Annotated in this window: 14 protein-coding genes and 1 pseudogene; 3 read left to right on the forward strand and 12 right to left on the reverse strand. The window is 37.9% G+C overall.

Annotation, left to right across the window (positions count from 1 at the left end; translation table 11 throughout):
- Positions 1 to 6 precede the first annotated feature (6 nt).
- Complete coding sequence (locus J7E57_RS20150; protein ID WP_215131183.1) at positions 7 to 2,931, reverse strand: SusC/RagA family TonB-linked outer membrane protein; 2,925 nt, start codon at positions 2,929 to 2,931, stop codon at positions 7 to 9.
- Between the two features lie 528 nt (positions 2,932 to 3,459).
- Between J7E57_RS20150 and J7E57_RS20155 the strand changes: the two genes are divergently transcribed.
- Positions 3,460 to 3,957 carry a BLUF domain-containing protein gene (locus J7E57_RS20155; protein WP_215131181.1) on the forward strand — a complete coding sequence of 166 codons (498 nt, stop codon included), beginning with the start codon at positions 3,460 to 3,462 and terminating at the stop codon, positions 3,955 to 3,957.
- Between the two features lie 546 nt (positions 3,958 to 4,503).
- The gene (locus J7E57_RS20160; RefSeq protein ID WP_215131179.1) at positions 4,504 to 7,056 is read left to right on the forward strand and encodes an ATP-dependent Clp protease ATP-binding subunit; all 2,553 of its coding nucleotides are present in this window, start codon (positions 4,504 to 4,506) and stop codon (positions 7,054 to 7,056) included.
- A 580-nt stretch (positions 7,057 to 7,636) separates the two neighbouring features.
- Here the strand turns inward: J7E57_RS20160 and J7E57_RS20165 are convergent.
- The 6 genes from J7E57_RS20165 to J7E57_RS20190 all read right to left on the reverse strand — a co-directional run bounded on the left by J7E57_RS20165 (position 7,637) and on the right by J7E57_RS20190 (position 17,543).
- Positions 7,637 to 8,509, reverse strand: a complete 873-nt coding sequence (locus tag J7E57_RS20165; RefSeq protein ID WP_215131177.1) for a RimK family alpha-L-glutamate ligase — start codon at positions 8,507 to 8,509, stop codon at positions 7,637 to 7,639.
- A 651-nt stretch (positions 8,510 to 9,160) separates the two neighbouring features.
- Positions 9,161 to 10,228, reverse strand: coding sequence for a PA0069 family radical SAM protein (locus J7E57_RS20170; RefSeq protein ID WP_215131175.1), 1,068 nt, complete (start codon positions 10,226 to 10,228; stop codon positions 9,161 to 9,163).
- 105 nt (positions 10,229 to 10,333) lie between these two features.
- Positions 10,334 to 11,572: a carboxypeptidase-like regulatory domain-containing protein gene (locus J7E57_RS20175; protein ID WP_215131174.1), complete on the reverse strand. Its 1,239-nt coding sequence runs from the start codon at positions 11,570 to 11,572 to the stop codon at positions 10,334 to 10,336.
- Positions 11,573 to 12,139: 567 nt separating this feature from the next.
- On the reverse strand, positions 12,140 to 13,378 hold the full coding sequence (locus tag J7E57_RS20180) for a carboxypeptidase-like regulatory domain-containing protein (protein WP_215131172.1): 1,239 nt from the start codon (positions 13,376 to 13,378) through the stop codon (positions 12,140 to 12,142).
- A gap of 312 nt (positions 13,379 to 13,690) precedes the next feature.
- The gene (gene recN / locus J7E57_RS20185) at positions 13,691 to 15,343 is read right to left on the reverse strand and encodes a DNA repair protein RecN (RefSeq protein ID WP_215131170.1); all 1,653 of its coding nucleotides are present in this window, start codon (positions 15,341 to 15,343) and stop codon (positions 13,691 to 13,693) included.
- Between the two features lie 100 nt (positions 15,344 to 15,443).
- Positions 15,444 to 17,543 carry a M56 family metallopeptidase gene (locus tag J7E57_RS20190; RefSeq protein WP_215131168.1) on the reverse strand — a complete coding sequence of 700 codons (2,100 nt, stop codon included), beginning with the start codon at positions 17,541 to 17,543 and terminating at the stop codon, positions 15,444 to 15,446.
- A gap of 6 nt (positions 17,544 to 17,549) precedes the next feature.
- On the opposite strand from J7E57_RS20190, the pseudogene J7E57_RS27495 reads away from it, so the two are divergent.
- Positions 17,550 to 17,636, forward strand: a pseudogene (locus J7E57_RS27495) (hypothetical protein); the annotation flags it as partial.
- A 2-nt stretch (positions 17,637 to 17,638) separates the two neighbouring features.
- Here J7E57_RS27495 and J7E57_RS20195 read toward each other — a convergent pair.
- From J7E57_RS20195 to J7E57_RS20215, 5 genes are all read right to left on the reverse strand, one after another.
- Entirely contained in the window at positions 17,639 to 18,010 is a 372-nt protein-coding gene (locus tag J7E57_RS20195) for a BlaI/MecI/CopY family transcriptional regulator (RefSeq protein WP_029279745.1), read from the reverse strand.
- Between the two features lie 313 nt (positions 18,011 to 18,323).
- Complete coding sequence (locus tag J7E57_RS20200; protein WP_057934614.1) at positions 18,324 to 19,217, reverse strand: DUF4835 family protein; 894 nt, start codon at positions 19,215 to 19,217, stop codon at positions 18,324 to 18,326.
- Complete coding sequence (coaBC, locus tag J7E57_RS20205; RefSeq protein ID WP_215131166.1) at positions 19,214 to 20,410, reverse strand: bifunctional phosphopantothenoylcysteine decarboxylase/phosphopantothenate--cysteine ligase CoaBC; 1,197 nt, start codon at positions 20,408 to 20,410, stop codon at positions 19,214 to 19,216. The genes J7E57_RS20200 and coaBC overlap by 4 nt, the downstream gene beginning before the upstream one ends.
- A 72-nt stretch (positions 20,411 to 20,482) precedes the next feature.
- Complete coding sequence (locus tag J7E57_RS20210; RefSeq protein WP_025145617.1) at positions 20,483 to 20,809, reverse strand: DNA-directed RNA polymerase subunit omega; 327 nt, start codon at positions 20,807 to 20,809, stop codon at positions 20,483 to 20,485.
- 3 nt (positions 20,810 to 20,812) lie between these two features.
- Complete coding sequence (locus J7E57_RS20215; RefSeq protein ID WP_029279752.1) at positions 20,813 to 21,760, reverse strand: outer membrane protein assembly factor BamD; 948 nt, start codon at positions 21,758 to 21,760, stop codon at positions 20,813 to 20,815.
- Positions 21,761 to 22,122 lie beyond the last annotated feature (362 nt).

Genomic DNA, 22,122 nt, shown 5'->3' on the forward strand with positions numbered 1-22,122 from the left:
TAATAATTAGAATGTTAGGTTAACGCCAAAAACAAATCTTCTGCTGGTTGGATATCTGAAAGACGAAATACCACCAGTAAGATCAACTTCAGGATCTACACCCGAAAACTTGGTGGCCGTAAATAAGTTGTCGCCGCTCACATATAAGCGGGCTGCATTTATTGAGGCCTTTTTTAACCAAGTGGTAGGTAAATTGTATCCTACGGTTACATTTCTCAATCTTAAATAACTTCCATCTTCTAAAAAGCGGGTAGAGGTTTGATGCGATTGAAGATTACCGCCGAATTTAGCCTGTGGATGGGTTGCATCAGTTTGCCCAGGAGTTGTCCATCGTACCGAACCTTTAGGTAATACCTGTTGATTATAACTTTCGTATACCCCGTCGTTATCGAAATAGAAACGGCTATCGTTATATACCCAGTTGCCATATACAAAATTTAAGAAAGCCGAAAGGGTAAAGTTTTTATATTCCAATGTATTGGTTAATCCGCCACTAAACTTTGGCGCTGATGATTTACCTGTATATTGTCTGGTAGCCTGGTTATAAGTACTGGTTACACCGGTAGGATCGTCTAATTTTTCCCAAAGCGGTTTGCCATCAGCCGGATTTACCCCTGCCCATTTTTGCATGTACCATTCATCCATATCATGACCCAAAGCTATGGGCTGGGTACTGGTGTTTACTACCAATAAGCCTTGATTTAATTCCATAACTTTGTTGCGGTTAAAAGAGATATTAAAGCTGGTTTCCCATTTAAAGTCTTCTTGCTGGATATTTTTAGCGTTGATAGTGAGCTCAATACCTCTGTTTCTTACCGCACCTATGTTTCTTCTAATGCTTCCATAACCCACTGTTGAAGGAAGTGGAACAGCAAATAGCAGATCAGAGTTGCGTTTGTCATAGGCATCAATAGTAATGTCGATACGTTTAAATAATCCAAAATCCAGGCCTAAATTGTAGGCTCTCGATTTTTCCCAGGTCAAATCCGGGTTGGCAATTTGGGTGGGAAAGGCACCTGTTTGACCATTATATGAAGCTCCTGCATTTAAATTATATAGTCCCAACGATTGATAAAAACCATCAGGGCTATCATTCGTGGTAAAACGTTGATTACCGGTAGTACCAAAACTGGCGCGTAATTTTAGAAAGGTAAGTGTGGTATTGCTCTTTAAAAAATCTTCATTAGATAGGATCCACGATGCGCCTGCCTGATAAAAAGTTGCTGCGGGATTGTTTTTCCCAAATCGCGAAGAGTATTCATTTACTATAGAAGCAACTAAGTAATACTTGCCTTGATAGCTATAGTCCGCCTGCGCAAGATATTTTATATTTTGATACTGATCATATCTGCCTGTGGGTTTATTTGTGATATCAGTTGCTGTATTTGTAGCATCCAATCCGGCTGGCAAACCTTTGGCGGTAATTCCGCTTTCATCATATTTATAACCTTCTATCTCTGCAACACCCAAAACACTCAGGCTATGATTGCCTAAATTTACGTTGTACTTAATTCTGTTCGATGATAAAAGTGTAGTAGAGAAAGTATTACTTAAAGATACTGTTCCCAGGTTTGTTGCACCGCTCTGACTTCTTCTGTCGTAATAATTGTTCGACCTGCCGTTGGCAATTGTGGCCCTGTTGTAACTGGAAACTGTTAGATTTTTGAGTAGGTCATAATCCAGGTTTATATCACCTGTTGTGGTATAACTTCTTGCTTTTGAGTAATTGTATTGCAAGCTCTGTAAAAAGTTCGAGCGGTCTCTACCTTTCCAGGAAGGAATACTCCGTGGGTCAGTTGGACTGCCTTCCGCATTATAAGCAGGATCGTATGGCATATTTAAATAAGCCTGATAAACAGCACTTTCAGGGTTATAATTATCATTGATTACAATTCCGCTTAACAAAGCCGTTAATTTTAATTTTTTAGTCAACTGTGAGGTAAGGTTAGCCCTTAAACTATATTGTGTTTTATCGTTGTTGATTAAAGTTCCTTCTTCTTTAAAATAGTTGCCTGAGATATAAAATTGAGTTTTCTCACTCCCTCCAGATGCGGTTAACGTGTGGTTATTTACCATTGCTGTTCTAAAGGCCTCATTCCACCAATCGGTATTGGTATTTAGTACCGAAGCAGCTGGCGGAGTAGTAAAGAAAGATTTTTGGTAATCGTAAAGTTGTTGAGCATCCATTAGCTTAAAGTTACCTGTAGTAGCCTTTGCAATGCCAATGGTTGAGTTTAGGCTGAATCTGGTTTCTCCCGCTTTTCCTTTTTTGGTGGTTACAATAATAACGCCATTGGCAGCTCTCGATCCGTATAAACCTGTGGCTGCGGCATCTCTCAATATGGTAATGTTATCCACATCGGCCGGGTTATACGTACCACCAATGTTTCCATCAACTACAATTAGTGGCCCGGTACCGGCATTAATACTACCTACGCCACGTACCACTACATTCGAGCCAGCAGTAGGGTCGCCAGAAGCAGAACTCGCCACCACACCAGGCGCTTTACCCTGTAGCAAGTTGCCGAGGTTTACAGAAGTTACATCATTTAGCTGCGAGCCACTTACGGTAGTTACTGCACTCGAAATTTCTGATTTCTTCTTTGTGGTATACCCTACAACTGTTACGGCATCCAATTCAGTAGTTTGATCTACCAAGGAAACATTTACAGAAGTAGTTGTGCCCACTTTAATGGTTTGTGTGGTAAAACCTAGGGCTTTAAACTCCAGGGTACTCTCATTATCAGCGCTAATAGTATATTTTCCGTTGGCATCTGTTTGTACGGCAGTTTTTGTGCCCAGAACGGTCACGGTAATTCCCGGAAGCGGGAGTTTTTTACTGTCGGTTACCGTACCAGAAATACTACGGTTTTGTGCCTTTACTACGAAAATACACGCAATAAAGGAAATCATTAAAAGAATTTTCTTCATGTTTTTTAGGTTAGATTAGTTACTGTTTTGTTGTCTGTTGAGGAGCATTAATCAGATTAGGGAGGGCTAAAAGTTATTCTTAGGTTCATTAATAATATACTTTTTAGTAAAATGATTTTTACTAAACTATAACCATAAAAGTCAAGATCAAACCGCGAATGCAGCGCAAACGTTTGCTTTAAATTGTATATAATGGATGGTGTGCTTACTATTTAAGCCTTTTTTGAAGGGTGATAAATATTGTATGCTTATATTGCCGATATTATTAAGCGCAAACGTTTGCTTCTCTTTAGTTTGGCAGTACATTGTAAAGAAAAAGAGACAAGTTTTTTTGGTAACTAAAATAAAAGCAAGAGTTATGCTCGTTGTTTTTTAGATTATTGGTGTATTAGGACAAGTAATAGATTTTTCGGTGATCTTTTTGTTTAATCTGAGTCGTTAAGATCATGTTTTGCCAGAATTGTTGTGGAAATAACCAGATAGTAGGCGTGTTTTAGGAAAAACATAAAATTTAGCGTTAATTACCTTATGGAATTAGAGATTGAAATTTTAAAACCCATTTTTTATTTAATTTATACAAGCGTAGCGAGCAGTTTGTTTAATAATGATGAATTTAAAGCCTTGCTTAATCAATGCAGAAATTTTAATAATCGGAATAACATTACTGGGGTATTATTATATGTAAGAGGTCTGCAGATTACAAAGAGTAAAGGGAGGTTTATGCAATTACTTGAAGGAGATGAACGGATCATTCGCAGACTTTTTAACAAAATCGTAAATGACGAACGTCATGAATCGGTTGTTTTACTGCAAATTGGCAAATATGAGCAGCGTTGTTTTACAGATTGGAGTATGGGATTTGAGCAGACTGATGGAGAACTTTATCAATCGCTATCTGGTCATTTCGATTTAAATGATGTAGTTTCAAAATGTGATAAACTTGGTGTTGCCGATGTTCCGTTACAGTTTTTAAAGAAATTATCATTAAATAATAAACATCATTTTGCCGAAGCGCTTTATGGTTGAAACCACTAAAGCGCTGTAGTTGGTTTCTGTATTAAAAGATAGGCTTATTTTATGATAAATGGATTACAATAAACTACGATGTTAGAAAACAAAAACAACGTAATTACAGTTAACTTCGTAATAGGGTAATAACAGGTATGGTTGATCGGATAGTTTGTTGATTTTTATCTAATGAAATTGTTAAATGATGTCACGTTCTTTTTGTTTTTCTGTCAAAACTTGTAAATTGCCTAAGTAAAAAGATACAAATTGTCAGTTTTTGATGGCGAAAAAATCCTTACAATAAACCGACAATAAAATATCTATAACCGGATGTTTTTGGCAAATGTCCCTTTAAAACCTTTAGAACACTTATTACGTAGATAGATATAAATAAAATAGTATTTATCGAAACGATAATCTTACATTGAATTTTGGGTTCTCAGGCATTCAAAAGCCTCTTTATCCACCCATATGGCGCAATTGTTGATAAAATAAAGAAAACAGTACGTTCGTTTTTATAAAGTTATTTTATAGTTTAGGGACGTAGCTGTTAAGAAAGGTATTATGGAAGCAAAATTTTCACCACAGGTTAAAGATGTAATCTCTTTTAGTAGGGAGGAAGCGCTCCGCTTAGGGCACGATTACATCGGAACCGAGCATTTATTATTGGGCCTCATCCGCGAAGGCGATGGCATGGCTATAAAAATTTTACGATCGTTAGGGGTTGATACCGGTAAATTGCGCCGCTCAATTGAAGATGCCGTTCGCGGTACTTCGAGTGTTACAGTAAACTTAGGCAATATTCCATTAACAAAACAGGCAGAAAAAGTTTTAAAAATCACTTACTTAGAAGCCAAAATATTTAAAAGCGATTTAATTGGTACCGAACATTTGCTGTTATCGGTTTTGAGAGATGATGATAACATCGCCTCACAAATCTTATTGCAGTATGGTGTTACTTACGATGTTTTTAAACAGGAGGTTGAAGTGAATAAAAATGGTTTCAGAGATGATATCTCAAACAGTGCTTCTACAGGAGGCGATGACGATTATCGCGAAGAGGAAAGCTTTAGTACGCCTAAAAAGGTTTCAGATATAAAATCTAAAACCCCTGTTTTGGATAACTTCGGCCGTGATTTAACAAAAGCTGCAGAAGAAGGTCGTTTAGACCCTATTGTAGGCCGCGAGAAAGAAATTGAGCGTGTGTCGCAGATTTTATCCCGCAGAAAAAAGAACAATCCAATTTTAATTGGAGAACCAGGAGTTGGTAAATCGGCAATTGCGGAAGGCCTTGCGCTACGCATTGTACAACGTAAAGTTTCGCGTGTGCTTTTTGGCAAACGTGTAGTTACATTAGATTTGGCATCACTGGTGGCCGGTACAAAATACCGCGGCCAGTTCGAGGAACGCATGAAAGCCGTGATGAACGAGCTTGAAAAATCTACTGATGTAATTTTATTTATTGATGAGATCCATACCATTGTTGGAGCTGGTGGGGCCTCGGGTTCATTAGATGCATCCAATATGTTCAAACCTGCTTTGGCAAGGGGCGAAATTCAATGTATAGGTGCCACAACATTAGATGAATACCGTCAGTACATTGAAAAAGATGGTGCTTTAGACCGTCGTTTCCAAAAAGTGATGGTAGAGCCAGCTACACCGGATGAAACTGTAGAGATTTTAACACGCATTAAAGATAAGTACGAAGAACACCACGGTGTAACTTATACTGATGAAGCTATTTTAGCTTGCGTTACTTTAACATCGCGTTATATTTCTGATCGTTTCTTGCCAGATAAAGCCATTGATGCTTTAGATGAAGCAGGTTCACGTGTTCACTTAACCAACATCCACGTTCCTCAGAACATTATTGATATCGAAGCTAAAATTGAAGATATCAAATTAGAGAAAAACAAGGTTGTACGTAGCCAGAAATATGAAGAGGCAGCGAAACTGCGCGATACAGAGAAAAATTTAATTGAAGAATTAGATAAAGCTAAAGCAGAGTGGGAAGCTGAAACCAAAACTAAACGTTACGAGGTATCAGAAGATAATGTAGCCGAAGTGGTTTCGATGATGACTGGTATCCCGGTACAACGTGTTGGACAAACAGACAGTGCAAAACTGTTGAACATGTACGATAAGGTGGCTGAGAAAATTATCGGTCAGGATGAGGCGATCAAAAAATTAACCAAAGCCATTCAACGTACAAGAGCCGGATTAAAAGATCCTAAAAAACCAATTGGTTCATTTATTTTCTTAGGTCCAACAGGCGTAGGTAAAACAGAATTGGCGAAAGAATTGGCCCGTTTCATGTTCGATAGTGATGATTCTTTGATTCAGATCGACATGAGTGAGTATATGGAGAAATTTGCAGTGTCGCGTTTAGTTGGGGCGCCTCCAGGATACGTAGGTTATGAAGAAGGTGGACAGTTAACTGAAAAAGTAAGAAGAAAACCTTATGCTGTGATCTTATTGGATGAGATTGAAAAAGCTCACCCTGATGTATTCAATATCTTATTACAGGTTTTGGATGAAGGACAATTAACCGATAGTTTAGGTCGTAAAGTTGATTTTAGAAATACAATCATCATCATGACTTCTAATATTGGTGCGCGTCAACTTAAAGATTTTGGTCAAGGGGTTGGTTTTTCTACAACAGCGAAAACAAACCAGGCCGATTCTCACAGTCGTGGTGTAATCGAAAGTGCATTAAAACGTGCTTTTGCTCCTGAGTTCTTAAATCGTGTTGATGATGTAGTGGTATTCAATAGCTTAGGTAAAGACGAAATCTTCAGGATTATCGATATCGAATTAAAAGCTTTATTTGGTCGCGTTCATACCCTTGGCTATGAAATTGTATTAACTGAGAATGCTAAAGAATATATTGCTGATAAAGGTTTTGATAGTAATTTTGGTGCTCGTCCGTTAAAAAGAGCTATCCAGAAATATTTAGAAGATCCAATCGCTGAAGAGATTCTTAAAGGCGAATTAGCTGAAGGTGATGTTTTAGAAATTGATTACGATAAAACTACCGAACTGATTTCGATCATCCACAAAAAAGGCGAAAAGAAAAAAGAAGAGCCAAAAAAAGAAGAAGATTCTTCAAGTAAATAAATAAGAAACTCCCAATGAAAATTGGGAGTTTTTTTGTTTAAGATATATTAGGCTACTATTTAGCTCGCTAACCAGAAGCATAAATTTAGGTGCTGCAGCTCTTGGCCATAGCAAGTATATGGCATCTATAAAAACCCTAACACATACATCTGCCAATGGCCATATGTACGGGCCCGGGTTAAAACTACGGGGTACAATTGGACATCAGTTGATGAAATACGGCTTCTGGCCAAAGTACAGAAGTGCAGGTTTTGCAGCGAAATAGAGATTTGTAAATTATTATTATCGTTTCAATTTCAGATTGTCACGTTAAGCATGTCGAAACGCTAAACCGTAATTAATTAACCCTTCAACAGGCTATCCATCGGCAGATCCAAAAAGAATTTCGTCATTGCGAGGCACGAAGCAATCTTAATGCGCACTTTGGTAGCGATCGTTGTAAGATTGCTTCGTCGGCTGAAAAAGCCTTCTCGCAATGACGATTCCTCGCGACCTATCAATTCGCGACCCCTTTCAATCATATTGAATTTTGTACAATAAATTAAACTCAGGTTTACAAAACTGTTTGATAGATGCTGTTTTAAATCAACTCCTTCAACGCGCTATAATACCGCTCATAATTTTCGGTTTCTGTGTTCAAAAACAGAAAAGGCTCTATCAATTCCAGTTCCATCAGCAAAAATTCGCCATTAACGAAAGTACCATCAACTCGTGCATAAAGGCAACCTTTAGCAAATAACGTTATGTATTGCTGTGCTGTAGCAATCAGTTCTTCACTCGGTTTTTGCGGATGAACGGATCCACCGTGGGCTGGTTGCACCCTAAAATCGCCAGGTTTAGCCTGTTTGATTAATGAATGGCTATATGCTCCATTAAAGAAAACGAAAGACCATTCGCCGTTTTCCAGAATCTCTGGTAGAAAAGGCTGAATGATAAAATCTTCATCCTGAATAAGAAGGTTTAATTTTTGGTTAACCTCGTTCACATTATCTGTAGTTACCTTAAATGTATTTTTTGCACCACCACTCACACAGGGTTTTACAATTAATTTATTGGTGTTAAATTTCTCAAAGAAATGCTCAAGATTTGCACTTTCTTTATTTTGAATGAAAAAACTAGGTGTAATTTTTAATCCGGCAGCTTCAATCTCCTGCAGATATTGTTTGTTTGCATTCCACCTCACTACCTCAATGGGGTTAAGCAATTTTATATTTTTTGCTTCCAAATGATTAAGCCAGCTGTAAAAGTCTTCAATCATGTCAAAATAATCCCATGGCGATTTTAAAATGGCAAGCGAATAATCTTCCCATTTAATACGCTCATCGTTCCAGATTACTTTTTCAATGTTGAGTCCTTTTTCTTTTAGGAAATTTAAGAGTTTATCATCTTCGTTTTCAACTGTGGCACTATCATAAGCGCCTTTATCCAGATAAGTTACTAATGCAATGTTCATGGCGTTAAAACTAAGTTTTATCAGCGTGGATTACAAATTTACTAAGGCGGATTACAAAGCCACACCTCAAAGATCCCGATTGCAAATCGGTACCGACTGTTAACTATAGTTTTTTCGCTCTATGCCGCGGGGCATGGTAGTTTTTCGCAGATTATGTTATTTTTTTGTGCTCAAGAATGCTGGTGCATTTTGGAGCGCCAAAGCACCCAAAGCGCTTTGTCATCCGATAGCTATCGGATCCGGCAATGAGCCTTTTGCACAATCCCATGCACATCAAAAAAACAGTGGCACTTCGTTTAATCAGTTTTTGTTTGTGTTTTCTTTGGGCTGATTGAGCCCTTCGGGGTTTGTGTTCAATATTTTTAAACATTGAATCATCGCTTATGAACACAAAACCACTGCGTTTCAGGTTTGTTAGTGCCAATTTACGAGAACTGCACCTGTTTTTTTGATTTCCCTGGCTCTTGGGGTTGACGGCGTTCTTCGGTATGGCCTGTACTTCTTTTAAGGAACCTAGCATGATGCTTAAACTATTCTTAAAAAAGATGTGTCAACGCAGTTGTATTACAAATCGCGACCAACAATATTTGAGATGGCCGTGATGATAAAACCACGGCCCTGAGCGCTGAGGGGCTTTCTCCTCAAAATTTTTTAAAACAGACTTGCCTGATTACTCGGAATCTTGAATAAAGAGTGGTCTAAAATTATATCCTTTACATTTAAGCCATTTAAGCGACAGTGGAGCCTAAAATTATCCCTGATCATTTGCGAAATATTGCCATCTCCGCGCATCCGGTCGCCAAATCTGCTATCGTTAACATTCCCACCATGGCAACTCTGAATCATGTGCCAAACTTTATCAAAACGATCAGGAAAGTTTTTGCGGAGCCAATCTTCAAATATCTGCCCAATAGCTCCATTTAGTCGTACAACGGTATAACCGGCCTTTAGCGCACCTGCATTGGCTACGGCTTTTAGAATTTTAGGAATTTCATGGTCGCTTAAACCAGGAACAAGAGGGGCAACCATAACACCCATAGGAATTCCATCTTTACTCAATTCCTCTACCACCTTTAACCGCTGTTTGGCAGTTGTAGTTCGGGGTTCCATTACCTGCCGTAAATCTTCGTTTAAGCTATTAATCGAAACATAAACCATGCAGAGATTTAACTTCGCCATTTCTTGTAGAATATCCCGATCGCGAAGAATAAGCGAATTTTTGGTAATCATACCAATGGGCTGCTTATAGGCCAATGCAATTTCGAGCAATTGCCTGGTGAGTTTAAATTTTCTTTCTGCAGGTTGGTAGCAATCGGTATTACCGGAAAGGGAAATAGTGGTGGCATCCCAGCCTTTTTTCTCTAAGAATTTTTTAAATAGCGCAGGCGCCTCTTGTTTAACAATTATTTTCCGCTCAAACTCTATTCCTGCGCTGTAGCCCCAATATTGATGTGAGTTCCGGGCATAACAATAGGTACAGCCATGTTCGCAGCCCTGATAGGGATTTAAAGAATAAGCCATGCCTACATCGGGGCTGTCAACTTTGTTTACAATGGTTTTCGAATTTTCAAAAATAAAGGAGGTTTTACGATCGCTTTCCTCCCAATCGTCTATTCCTTCATCATGTTCCTTTACATAAACATCCTTTAAAAATTTGTTATGTGGATTAACTTGGGCGCCTCGTCCTTTAAAATATTGTTTTTCTTCTTCACCAATCATAGACTAAAATTACTAAAAATATTAGTAATTTTAGTCTCTAAGATTAGCTACTTTTCAACATTTTTAGTTTAGATCAATCTTCCACCTTACCTCAGCAATCTCACATTACTTAATCTTAGGTAGCGGAACATAATCCATCGGCACCATATCGGCCACTTTTTCATAAGCCCAGAAACCTTCGTACAAGAGCGACCGGGAATCGTAAATGCCACCATTTTCATAGAAACGTACGCCTTCGCCGGTTAAGTTGGCAACAGAAATTTCATTTTCGGGTACATCCAAAGGCCTGAAGATCCAAAATCCGGTATTAGAATAAGCCAGAGATTCTTTTTCTTTGGTGTATTGGATCAGCAATGCATCTGTATAACTAATGTATTTTAAGTTCTGGTTAAAATAGTGCACCAATGTATCGGTAAGCACCTCTGCTCTCGAAAATTTATCAATGGTTCGGGGCATTTCTTTTTGTTTGGTCCAAAAGGCGAGCAATGCGGTATCTATTTTACCTTTATTCTGCCTAATGCCCGTTTTCTCGGGTACGGCCTTAATCTTTTCTAAATTGGCATTAATTAAATATTCAGGATAGCGGTTAGGGTTAGGCACTTTTACCATCTTGTTGATGATAAATCCTTCTTCTTGCGTTTTGTTGGCATAAAGGGAACGGAAGAAATGTTGCGAAGAACCATAATATGCAACCTCTCTGGCGGCGATATACTTCTTCTTTTTAGCTGCCGATGCTTTTAATTCCTCAAAAAATGGATGCCCGGAATAGTAAATAATGTGTGTTCTCGAATTGTACTCAAAACGGTCGAGCATATATTTTAGCCGATAACCTAAAGCTTTATTCTCTACGATCAGAAACTCGGTTGTAGAAACCGTTAAGGTACTTTTGGTAATGTCGAAATCTACATTTAAAACCTGCGGATTTAATATCTTACATTGTGAGGCATTTGGAGTTTTACCAATAAAAAAATCTTTAAACTGGTTAATATATTTCTGACGGTTAGGATCGGCCCTAATTACAACTTCTTCCAGCTGCGCAACATTTTCTTTCAAAACCAGCTCTACCTGCACCGATTTATCGGAAATAATTACACTTTTAGAATAGGGGAGGTAACCAACCAGCTGAACGAGTAGATCATAACTGCCAGGTTTTAGATTTGATAATTTAAATCGTCCGTCGTTATCAGCCACTGTAGCAATTTTATATCCACTTAAATAGATACTTGCGCCAGGTAATCCATCTTTTTGATCCCTAACCAAACCACTAATCGAGAAGGTGTTTTGAGCAATGGCATTAGTACCCAACATGATTAGCGTAAGGGCTACTAAAAGGCTTTTAATCATAGAGACGAATGTAACCAAAAGGCGTAATATTTATTAAAAACGAAAAAGATTTTTAACAAATTTAACATTTAATAGTGATCGTTATTTCGAGACGAGTGCAACGGAGTCGAGAGCCCGAAGGCGCTGTGAAGCAAAATCTTGCTAGATAGATCTCTCCATTCCGCATTGCTCCAGTCGAGATGACGACCATTTCCAAAACGGATCAGGTTCGTCATAAAGATTGTTCGGTTTGGAAATGGAAGGTCTGTTTTTCATGGCTAGAGCAATCCCGCCATCGCTTGTTTCCTCGTTACGCTACGCTTCACTGTGGGCTACCCGCTCTGTCGGGTTTATTTAACAAAGGTTGGTGCTCTGTGTGGTTCCAAAACCCTCAATAGTATTACTGGCCTTTGCCAGCCAAACCCGACCAAAGTGAAAAACCCACAGCCCGAAGCATGAGGGCGAGGATTTGTAACGAAGGGCGGGACTTTCGAAACCAAAAAAGTACTGTATTTGCTTTTCAAAAATAATAAAGAAATACTTGGTCTCTAAGCCTAATAACTGCCTTTCCTTTAATGAGATTGATGTTTATTTCCTCTCGAAATCGGCTGGCGGCAAATAATCCATGGGTACACTATCGGCAATTTTTTCCCAGCCCCAGTAACCTGAATAAATCATCGAACGAGGGTTGTATATAGATCCGTTTTCGTAAAAATATACCGGAACAACTTGTAAGGTGATGGTAGAAATCTGGTAATCTGGCATATCTAATGGCCGTGCAATAGACAGGCCGATCCGGTTGGCGTAAGAAGGATCTTCCCTTTCTTTGGTGTAAACAACATAAAGTTGATCAGTAAAATTGAAGCTTTTGATACTTTGATTCTTCGCGTGTACCAATGTATCCTGCGCTACCGGAGCACGGCTTAAAATAGAAATCCCATTTGGGAGATTTTTCTTTTTTATCCAATAGCTCAAAGAATCTCCAGACGTAAAAGTTAATGTGCGTGTTAAGCCATCCTGTACTTTTGTTAAGCGTTTAATGTTGGCGTTAATCATACTGTCGGAAGGTTTATCCGGATTTGGTATGCTAATCAGTTTATTAATAATAAACCCCTCTTCGGTGGCGCGGTGATGATAAATGGATCTGAAAAAGTGTTGTGGAGAACCTAAATAACTGGTAATCCGCTTTTGCTCCCAAATTTTCTTCCGGCGTGCCGATCCTTTTAAATCTTCGTAATAAGGAAAACCTTCATAATAAATGATCCTGGTTTTGCTATCGTATTCAAAATTGTTCAGCAGGTACTTAATGCGGTATCCAAGCGCCTTGTTTTCAATAATCAGAAATTGGGTGGTTTTGACTGTAAGTTTATGTTCCTCTTTATCGTAATCAATAATCAGTACGTTCGGATTGATGAGTTTACATTGCGCTGCATTTGGGGTGGTGCCAATAAAATACCCCTTAAACATGGCAATATAATGTTCTCTGCTTGGATCGGGTTTAATGGTTACTTCGGCCAATTGGGTTACACTTTCTTCGAGGATAAGATCAAGTTTTACGGCTTTATCAGCAATCAATACATTTTTGTTTAAAGCTTTATAGCCGATTAACTGTACTAAAATATCGTAGTTACCAGGTTTTAGCGGTAGTGTGTAGGTGCCGTCATTGTTAGAAACTGTTGCAATTTTATAACCGCTTACATATACGCCAGCCCCGGGTAAAGGCTCACCACGTTTATCTTTTACCATGCCCGAAAGGATATAACTTTGTTGTGCAGAACAAAATTTACCGACGATTAATAATGAAAGTAGAAGTATAAAAGATTTCATTGATTAAATATAAACTAATTATTTAGTTTATGTAAGCTGTAGATGTAAAATTATTAATTCTTTTCTTTTAGCTGTCAGATAGGATGAGGCAAATTTACAATAATCTTATTTACAATCAGTCAGATGGTAACATCCGACTGTACATCGATTAAGGAGTTGCGGGTTAATTATATCGTGGTGTCAGATTACCATCGGACACTGAATCAAATCAATATACTATTTATCTTTTATAAAAAACACTACAAATACGGCTTAGTCAGGTGGGAACACCTGTCTACATATAGAGTTATACCAGAAAGCTTAGAAGCTTTATTAGGCGAGCAGCTCCCGTGCATTTTCAATTGCTGATGCACCGGGGTTTTTCCCACTCAACATTTCGGCAATTACACCAATACGTTCTTCTTGTTTAAGTTTACGGATGCCTGTTGTGGTTTTTCCGCGATCTTCATTTTTATGAACAAAGTAATGTGATATGCCTTTAGCTGCGATTTGGGGCAGGTGCGTTATCGAAATTACCTGCATGTTCTGTCCTAAATCAGCAATTACTTCTCCAACTTTTAACGCGGTTTCACCAGAAATTCCGGTATCAATCTCGTCGAAAATAATAGTCGGTAACGAAGTGTGTTTCGCCAATAAAGCTTTTATGGCCAACATTAGTCGCGATAACTCACCACCAGATGCTACTTTATTTACCGGGGCAGGGGCTTGGCCAGCATTGGCCGTAAAGAGCAGATTGATTTCATCTAAACCATCTTTATTCAATTCGTTCAACACTTTTTGGTCTAAAACCAATTTAGCATTAAGCATACCTACCTGTTTCAAAGTAATACCGGTTTGTTCCTCAACCACTTTAATTGCTTTCTTGCGGTTGGCACTCAATTGGTCAGCCTGTTTATGCAATTCTATTTTAAGCTGATCGATTTCTTTCTGCAGTTTTTCGATATGCTCATCAGAAGATAACAGCTTGTTCAGGTTTTCTTCCAACTGATTTTGAAATGCCAGCAATTCGGTATTATTGGCAAGCCTATGTTTTTGTTGCAGGGTATAAAACAGATCCAACCTTTGGTTTACAATTTCTAACCGATCGGCACTGTGTATAGTATTTCCCTCTATTGTAGAAACTTCATCGGTAATGTCTTTTATTTCAATAATCGACGAGCGTAAACGTTCGTACAGCACATTAATTGCAGGATCGAACTTTTCTATACTTTGAAGTTGTAATGAAGCTTTTTTTAATATCTGGAGGGCAGAAGGTTCACTTTCGTTAATTAAACCGGAAGCGGTAAGTAAAGCTCTTTTTATGGTTTCGGCATGTGTTAAACGTTCTAACTCTTGCTCTAAATCTTCTTGTTCACCTTCCTGTAATTTTGCCTGCTCGAGTTCGTTAAATAGAAATTGCTCATAATCTTGCTTGTTTCTCGCTTCGTCTGCCTCACTAACCAATTTCTTCAACAGGTTGGTATCTTGTCTTAGTTTTTTAAACCCGCTGCGGTAATTAAACAATAGCGATTGGTGGTTAGCTAAAGAATCGACAATTAACAGTTGAAAATCGGTATCGTTAATCTCTTGGGTGGCATGCTGGGAGTGGATGTCGATCAATTTTTCACCAATTTGTTTAAGAATTGATAAATTAACCGGTGTATCGTTAATAAACGATCTGGTTTTACCGTCTATAGATATTTCTCTACGCAGTATACTTTCGTTCGAGAAATCTAAATCATTTTCTTCAAAAAGTTCTTTCAGGTTTTCATCTGCCAGTGCAAAACTTCCTTCAATAACACATTTTTTATCCTGGTTAAAAAAGTATTTGCTTTCTGCGCGCTGGCCTAAAATTAGCGACAATGCACCTAAAATGATGGATTTACCAGCGCCAGTTTCACCTGTTATAATATTTAAGCCCTTATCAAATTCGATATCGAGACTGTCAATTAATGCGTAATTACGTATAGAAAGTTTTTGTAGCATAGCTAAGCAAAAATATTAAAATTTATTCAACGGGTGAATACAAAACAAAAACAGCGAAGAATTATCTTCGCTGTTCATGATCTGTTTGGTTTATGTGTTGTTATTTTATCGAAATACTAATTGCATTATCATCTGTAATTTTTAAGTTGGCTGCCTGAACATAACTTTTTATAGCTGTTTGATTGGCATTGGTAAAATCAGATTTTTTATACGTTACTACAGCATTTAGTGTGTTCAGGGCTTTAACCGCACTGGTAAAATCTTGATTATTGTATAACATAACTGCCGGAGTTACCTGTGAGCTTTTGTTACCACCTTCTACCTTTTCCTTTTTCTCTTTCTTCTCCATTTTCTCTTTCAGCTCTTTTACCTCGTTGTCGAATTTTTCTTTCAATTTCTTGTACTCTTCAGTTTGTCTTACGTTACTGTTCGAGTTATCATTGTTGTTAAAAATTATACCATCCGGAGAAAGCTGATAACCTTTGGTTTTAAATAAAGAATCAGCGTGTAATCTGCTTAAGCCAGATAATCTTGCAATATCTCCTGATTTTAAAGCATGCGCCCTGATATTCTCTATTTGTGCTCTAAATTCTGGCGTGTTCATTTTAGCAGCCATATCTTCGCCCATTTTTTTCCATTTGGCCTGGGCTTCTGGTGAACCGAATTCTTTGTTCATATCTTCACCCATTTTTTTCCATTTTGCCTGGGCTTCAGGAGAATTCATTTTCTTTTGCATTTCCTCTCCAAATTTTTTCCATTTGGCTTGTGCTTCTGGTGTGTTGTATTGTTTTGCAATATCTTCTCCAAATTTTTTCCATTTAGCCTGTGCCTCTGGTGAGTTATATTGTTTGGCCACATCTTCGCCAAATTTTTTCCATTTAGCCTGCGCTTCCGGTGAATTATACTCTTTATGTATTTTTGCCAGCAATAGCGAATCGCTGAATTTAAATTTAAAATTACTATCGGAACGCAGTCTGTAGATATTTTTTCCTGCAAAAAGCTCATCCCTGTAAAAATCTTTTCTTAGGCTATCAGGCATTTCCTTTACCGAGTTATATTCGGTTTTTTTACCATCCGCATCAATGGTTACAATTTTAATTTTACGTTTTTTAGTGGTATCAGTGCAAACAATGGTTTTCACATCATGATGGTTGATTACACTCAAAACCTCAATTTTAGGCGTTTTTTTATTTTCTTTTTTCTTTTCTGTTGGATTGATCCAGGCAATAGAAAACAAGCAGGCTATTCCTAAAGTTAAGGCTGCCATTTGTTGTTTGGCATTTAAATAATTTGTTTTCATGTTGGTTATTCTTTTTATGCGTTGATACAAATTCTGGGTCTTGCCTGTTGCTGCTAGTGCATAAGCCGGACTGTTTTTATCTTTTAATAATTCGAGTTTGAGTAGGGCATGGGCATAATTCAATGGTTTTCCGGTAATTTTTAATACCAGATCATCACAGGCATGCTCGCGCTCAATGTGTATAAATCTACCCGCCATCCACACAAACGGATTATAGAATAATAAGGTTTCTATGGCTGTTTTAATCAGGTTCAATAAGAAATCGTTTCTTCTGATGTGTGATAACTCATGGATTAATATTGCTTCTACCTGATCGTTGTCTAATTGATTTACCAGGGTCAATGGAAATAATACTACGGGTTTTAAATAACCGATAACCAAAGGCACATTAACAATAGAAGACAAATGGAACTGGATAACTTTATTAATTTTAAGGTGGGCAGTTACCTGCTCGAAAATGGCTTTCCAGCTATCTGGAATGGCACTTAAACTTTCTTTCTTTAGTTTTGAAAGCTGACCATAACCTTTAACGATTACGAATAACTGAAGCAAAATACCAATAATGTAAAATACGACTACAATAGGGAAATACTGCTCTGCCTTGCTGCTAAAACTTGGCGGTAGGTTGTTAAAGTATTGGTAAACCTGTATATTTTGTGCATTGATTGCGGGAGCCTGATTATTTACATTCAATGTTAACTGATGAATGAAATTATAGCCAAAGCCAATAAACATTAAAATGATGGCGCCAAAAGCAAGGTTGTGCTTATGTTTAGCCGCCAGCTTCGGAATGCTGAGCATTACAATAAATAGAATGCCATAAATAATGGCGCTTTGCCAAAGTGAGTTTAAAATACTCCAGCCAAATGCTTTGATGAACTGTTGTAATAAAGTTTCCATAACGGTGGTTTTAATTTTTTATACGGGGACAATCCGAAAATTTTACTGTTTATTAGGGATCTAAACCCTACACCTTTCAACCTTCAACGCTAGCCTTACTTTAGGCTATCTAAATACTTTTTTATTTCGTCAATCTCATCTGCACTTGCACTGTGGTTACCCAAAGCCTGCATTACCAATCTCGCTGCCGATCCGTTAAATACGTTATCGATCATTTTGTTTACCAATTGTTTTTCAGTTTTATCCTGACTAACAAGCGCTTTATAGATATGCGTTTTTTGATTGGTATCTCTTTCTACCATTCCTTTCTCATGCAGAATCTGCATCAGTTTTAAAGTTGTGGTATACCCAGAGTCTTTTTTATTCAATGCCTCATGAACTTCTCTTACCGTTGCATTCCCCTTTTGCCAAAGTACCTGGAGAATTTCCATTTCACCTTCTGTTGGTTTGATGTTATGATTAGTCATATGTTACAAGTTGTACGAATTATTTCGTATTCAAATGTACGAAGATATTCGTAAGATCAAAATATTTTAACAAATTTTTAACGTTATTGGTTAATTGTCGAAACTGCTTAACCGGTTAACTGTGATATAAGACGCATGGAAAGGCAGAATGTTGCATGCCTATTTGGCTTTTGAAAGGAAAACCCCTGCTATGAAAAACTGACTTAGGTCGGCGGTCCGGAGTCCGAAGTAGTTTAGTCGAGACAATAATCAACTCCTAAGTAATGAACGATGAGCGATCAAACTATAGATCAATGAACCATTGACAAATGAACTAATTTTTCTTCAGCCCTTCGTACTTACCAATATTCGCCGGATCGATTTCGGCCAACATATTGTAAGCTTTCATGCGTTCCTGGCCGTTTAGTTTAGAAAGTACATTGGTTACTTCTTCGGCTTTTGATGCGAAATAAACATTTGGGAAAATGGAACCCAGTTTTTGCTTATCCATTTGCTGAAGGGCAGGCAGGGCGGCAACAATTTGTGTTAAACCCTTGTCATTATCGGTTAGCTGATCGAGGCCGCTTAAATGGTAGCTATAGATAAAATTGCGCAGTTCGCTAAAAATAGGATTCAAAACGTTTTCATTAAACCAAAAACGATTGCGTAAACCATCAGCTGCACGCCAGCCGGTATTGCCCGAAGCTTGCGCCAGATTAATGATGTTCTGTGCTTTTTTATAAAACGGAGTTCCGCCCATTTTGCTGAAACTATCTTTATCCATTCCGATGATGGTATAAGCATAGTAGGTGAGGAGGGCACTGATATTGGAAATATAATTCTGATCAGAAAAGTCGATTGTAGCACCATCATTGAAATTAAAATCGAAATTCTTATCACTCATATTTAACAAAGTGCTATTGTAAGAGCTGTTAAAAACCGGTCGGCTGCTTTGGATCTGTGCTTCTGCAGTATATCCGGAACCACCATCCCACGAATTGATGGTGATGACAAAACTACACTCAATCCGTTCCTGAGGCTTATAACTCTCGTTGCTGAACTTGTTATTGTTTAAAAAATCGCGGATTGTTTTTTGCAAAGCATCTAAAGTTGGCTTACTGATGTTCGAAACCTGGGGAGCCAGCAGTGTTATCCTCGCATTTAGCTCCTGTGCATGCAGTTTCCCGAAACCAACCAATAACAATATCCAGACAATTTTTTTTATCATTTTGCAATTTTTAAAATGGCCGCACAAATATCTTTAGCAACATCTCTTTTCGATTTCATTTCAAATACAGTCCGTTCTAAAGCTTTGTTAAAAATAGTAATTTTATTGGTATCTGATTTAAAACCTGCGCCCTTATCATTTAAAGAATTTAAAACCACCAGATCTAGGTTTTTCTTTTCTAGTTTACCTTTGGCGTAATTCTCTTCATCATTGGTTTCTAAAGCGAAACCAACCAAAATCTGGTGCGCTTTTTTTGCTGTACCTAAAGAAGCGAGTATATCAGTTGTTTTTTCCAGTTCCAAAACCAGGCCACTATCCTGTTTTTTAATTTTTTGAGCGGCAATCAGTTTAGGGCGATAATCTGCCACAGCGGCGCACATTACGGTGATATCCGTTTCAGGGAATACCGATGAACAGGCATCAAACATTTCCTGGGCACTTACTACATCGATTCTTTTTAAAATTTGAGTAGATTTTTGTGCAGTTGGTCCGGCAACTAATGTAACATCAGCGCCAAGGCTGGCCAGTTCATCAGCAAGGGCAAAACCCATTTTGCCTGATGAGTGATTGCCAATAAAACGCACTGGATCAATCGCCTCGTACGTAGGACCAGCAGTAACCATTACCTTTTTGCCAAATAAAGGCATCGATCTTTTAATCGCATCGTTTAGAAAGGAAACAATTTCTTCAGGTTCTGCCATTCGGCCTTCGCCCCAAAGTCCGCTGGCAAGTTCGCCATTGGCAGGGGCAATAACCTTATTCCCAAAACTGATAATCTTTTCGATATTAGCTTGAGTAGTTTCATGCTTCCACATATCCAGATCCATTGCCGGGGCGACATAAACCGGGCATTTGGCCGAAAGATAAACAGCCGTTAATAAATTATCGCAGATGCCTGTTGCCAGCTTGGCCAGCGTGTTGGCACTTATTGGAGCGATGATAATTAAATCGGCCCATAAGCCTAACTCAACATGGTTGCTCCATACGCCAGTTTCTTCTTCGAAGTATTGGGTGTAAACAGGGTTCTTAGAAAGCGTAGCAAGGGTAAGTGGTGTAATGAAATTAGCACCATCAGGGGTAAGAATAACCTTTACGTTTGCACCAGCTTTTACAAGCAGCCGAACTAAAAAAGCCGACTTATATGCTGCGATGCTACCGCAAACGCCAAGGATTATATTTTTATGTTTCAGCATAGCGTGTTGAGCAAGGGGCATAGAGCATTGATATGCTTATAAAACTGCGCCATGCTCTTTGCCCTCTGCTAATTACTTTTGTTCTTTAGCAGGATTTCTGTGATAAATTTTCTCGTTCAAAAATTCATCTATAGCAACCAAAACAGGTTTCGGCATGCGCTCGTAATGTTTGCTGATTTCAATCTGCTCGCGATTTTCGAAAATTTCTTCTAAATTATCGTTGCTTGAAGCAAATTCTGCCAATTTACCATGTAACTCCTCTTTAACGTTGTTCGAAATCTGATTTGCTCTTTTAGCAATTACCACTAAAGATTCGTATAAGTTATCTGTAGTTTTATCTAAATCGTGTACGTTTCTGGTTACTGTAGTATTTGGTACAGCAGGTTTGTTAGTATTCATGTATTACTTGTTTTTAATATTTGTGTTATCAGCATTAGTTGGTTTTGTAGAAACGGTATCCTTTAATTTACCAGTTCTGATCAACATCTGCTTGTATTTTTCCTGATCAGCGGCATATAATGCCAATTCTTGTTTTGTAGCCACAATACCAGCCTCAACATCATCCTTAAGTACCTTTGCATCTTTAGTGTATTTACTGTCAGGATGGTTTTCAGTAAACTCAGTATATAAAGCAAGTGCTTCATTATACCGGTCTTCCTGGCGGATGATATAACTGTTTTTTGCGTATAAATACTGCGCTTTAATCATCAAGAAATCCATTTCCTCAGCATATTTAATATCTGGGTAATCTCTTTGCGCATTTTTTAAAGCAATAACCGCTGCCCTGTAGTTGTCTACATTGCTTGGTCCGGTAGTTAAGTACATTTTGGCATTTTCAAAAGCTTTATCTTCTAACTTGCCCCTTAATGTGGCAATATATTTGCCAGCGGCTGCAGCACGATCGCTGGTAGGGTATAAGTTGATGAATAATTGAAGTGCATCTATAGCCTTATAGGTATTTTCCTGATCTAAAGAGAAATTTGGAGATTCTAAATAGAAACAATAAGCACCCATGTATCTCGCTTCTTCGGCATTTTTACTTGCTGGGTAGGTATCTGCAAAACTTTTAAACTGGTATCTGGCAGTTGTGTAATCACTTAATCTATATAAAGTATAAGCATAATAATAGTTCAGATCCTCAGCTTCTGCACGGCCACGATATTTTTGAGAAAGATCCTCAAAAAGCACCAATGCTTTACTGTAATCACGTTTATTATACAAACGAAGAGCCTCTTGGTATTTTTTTGCAACGTCATTACTCGCTCTCAATTTCTCGAAACGACTTTTACAACCCGCAATACCCAGAGCGGCAACAAATACTAAAATAATTAAGTGTTTAACTTTAAACATTCTGCAAAGATAATTAATAATACGATAACATCAATAAAAACAATTGGCCACTAAGCTATGCAAAGCAATTCAGTACAATATAACAGTTAACAATTTTTAACATATATGGTATACCCAATGTATCTGAAAGGTTTTTTTATTCCTATACATATATATAGTATGATTTCAGTAGATGACTTCAGAAGGTTGCAGAGTGAATTTTTAATCTTTTTTAGCAAAGCAGGTTCTTATTACTATATAGGTATGATTTCAGTAAATAACTTTCGAAGTTTAAAAGAGCAGGGGTGTAAGGATGGCTTCGGAAGTATATTCAGTCACGCAAGTTATTCCTACATTATATAATATAAGATTGCTTTTGTTTT

The organism is Pedobacter sp. ISL-64 (assembly GCF_018613605.1).
GTDB lineage: Bacteria > Bacteroidota > Bacteroidia > Sphingobacteriales > Sphingobacteriaceae > Pedobacter.

Excerpts from the sequence above, each read along its gene's own strand:
- J7E57_RS20150 (WP_215131183.1), bottom strand. The coding sequence starts at position 2,931 with ATGAAGAAAATTCTTTTAATGATTTCCTTTATTGCGTGTATTTTCGTA.
- J7E57_RS20155 (WP_215131181.1), top strand. The coding sequence starts at position 3,460 with ATGGAATTAGAGATTGAAATTTTAAAACCCATTTTTTATTTAATTTAT.
- J7E57_RS20160 (WP_215131179.1), top strand. The coding sequence starts at position 4,504 with ATGGAAGCAAAATTTTCACCACAGGTTAAAGATGTAATCTCTTTTAGT.
- J7E57_RS20165 (WP_215131177.1), bottom strand. The coding sequence starts at position 8,509 with ATGAACATTGCATTAGTAACTTATCTGGATAAAGGCGCTTATGATAGT.
- J7E57_RS20170 (WP_215131175.1), bottom strand. The coding sequence starts at position 10,228 with ATGATTGGTGAAGAAGAAAAACAATATTTTAAAGGACGAGGCGCCCAA.
- J7E57_RS20175 (WP_215131174.1), bottom strand. The coding sequence starts at position 11,572 with ATGATTAAAAGCCTTTTAGTAGCCCTTACGCTAATCATGTTGGGTACT.
- J7E57_RS20180 (WP_215131172.1), bottom strand. The coding sequence starts at position 13,378 with ATGAAATCTTTTATACTTCTACTTTCATTATTAATCGTCGGTAAATTT.
- recN (WP_215131170.1), bottom strand. The coding sequence starts at position 15,343 with ATGCTACAAAAACTTTCTATACGTAATTACGCATTAATTGACAGTCTC.
- J7E57_RS20190 (WP_215131168.1), bottom strand. The coding sequence starts at position 17,543 with ATGGAAACTTTATTACAACAGTTCATCAAAGCATTTGGCTGGAGTATT.
- J7E57_RS20195 (WP_029279745.1), bottom strand. The coding sequence starts at position 18,010 with ATGACTAATCATAACATCAAACCAACAGAAGGTGAAATGGAAATTCTC.
- J7E57_RS20200 (WP_057934614.1), bottom strand. The coding sequence starts at position 19,217 with ATGATAAAAAAAATTGTCTGGATATTGTTATTGGTTGGTTTCGGGAAA.
- coaBC (WP_215131166.1), bottom strand. The coding sequence starts at position 20,410 with ATGCTGAAACATAAAAATATAATCCTTGGCGTTTGCGGTAGCATCGCA.
- J7E57_RS20210 (WP_025145617.1), bottom strand. The coding sequence starts at position 20,809 with ATGAATACTAACAAACCTGCTGTACCAAATACTACAGTAACCAGAAAC.
- J7E57_RS20215 (WP_029279752.1), bottom strand. The coding sequence starts at position 21,760 with ATGTTTAAAGTTAAACACTTAATTATTTTAGTATTTGTTGCCGCTCTG.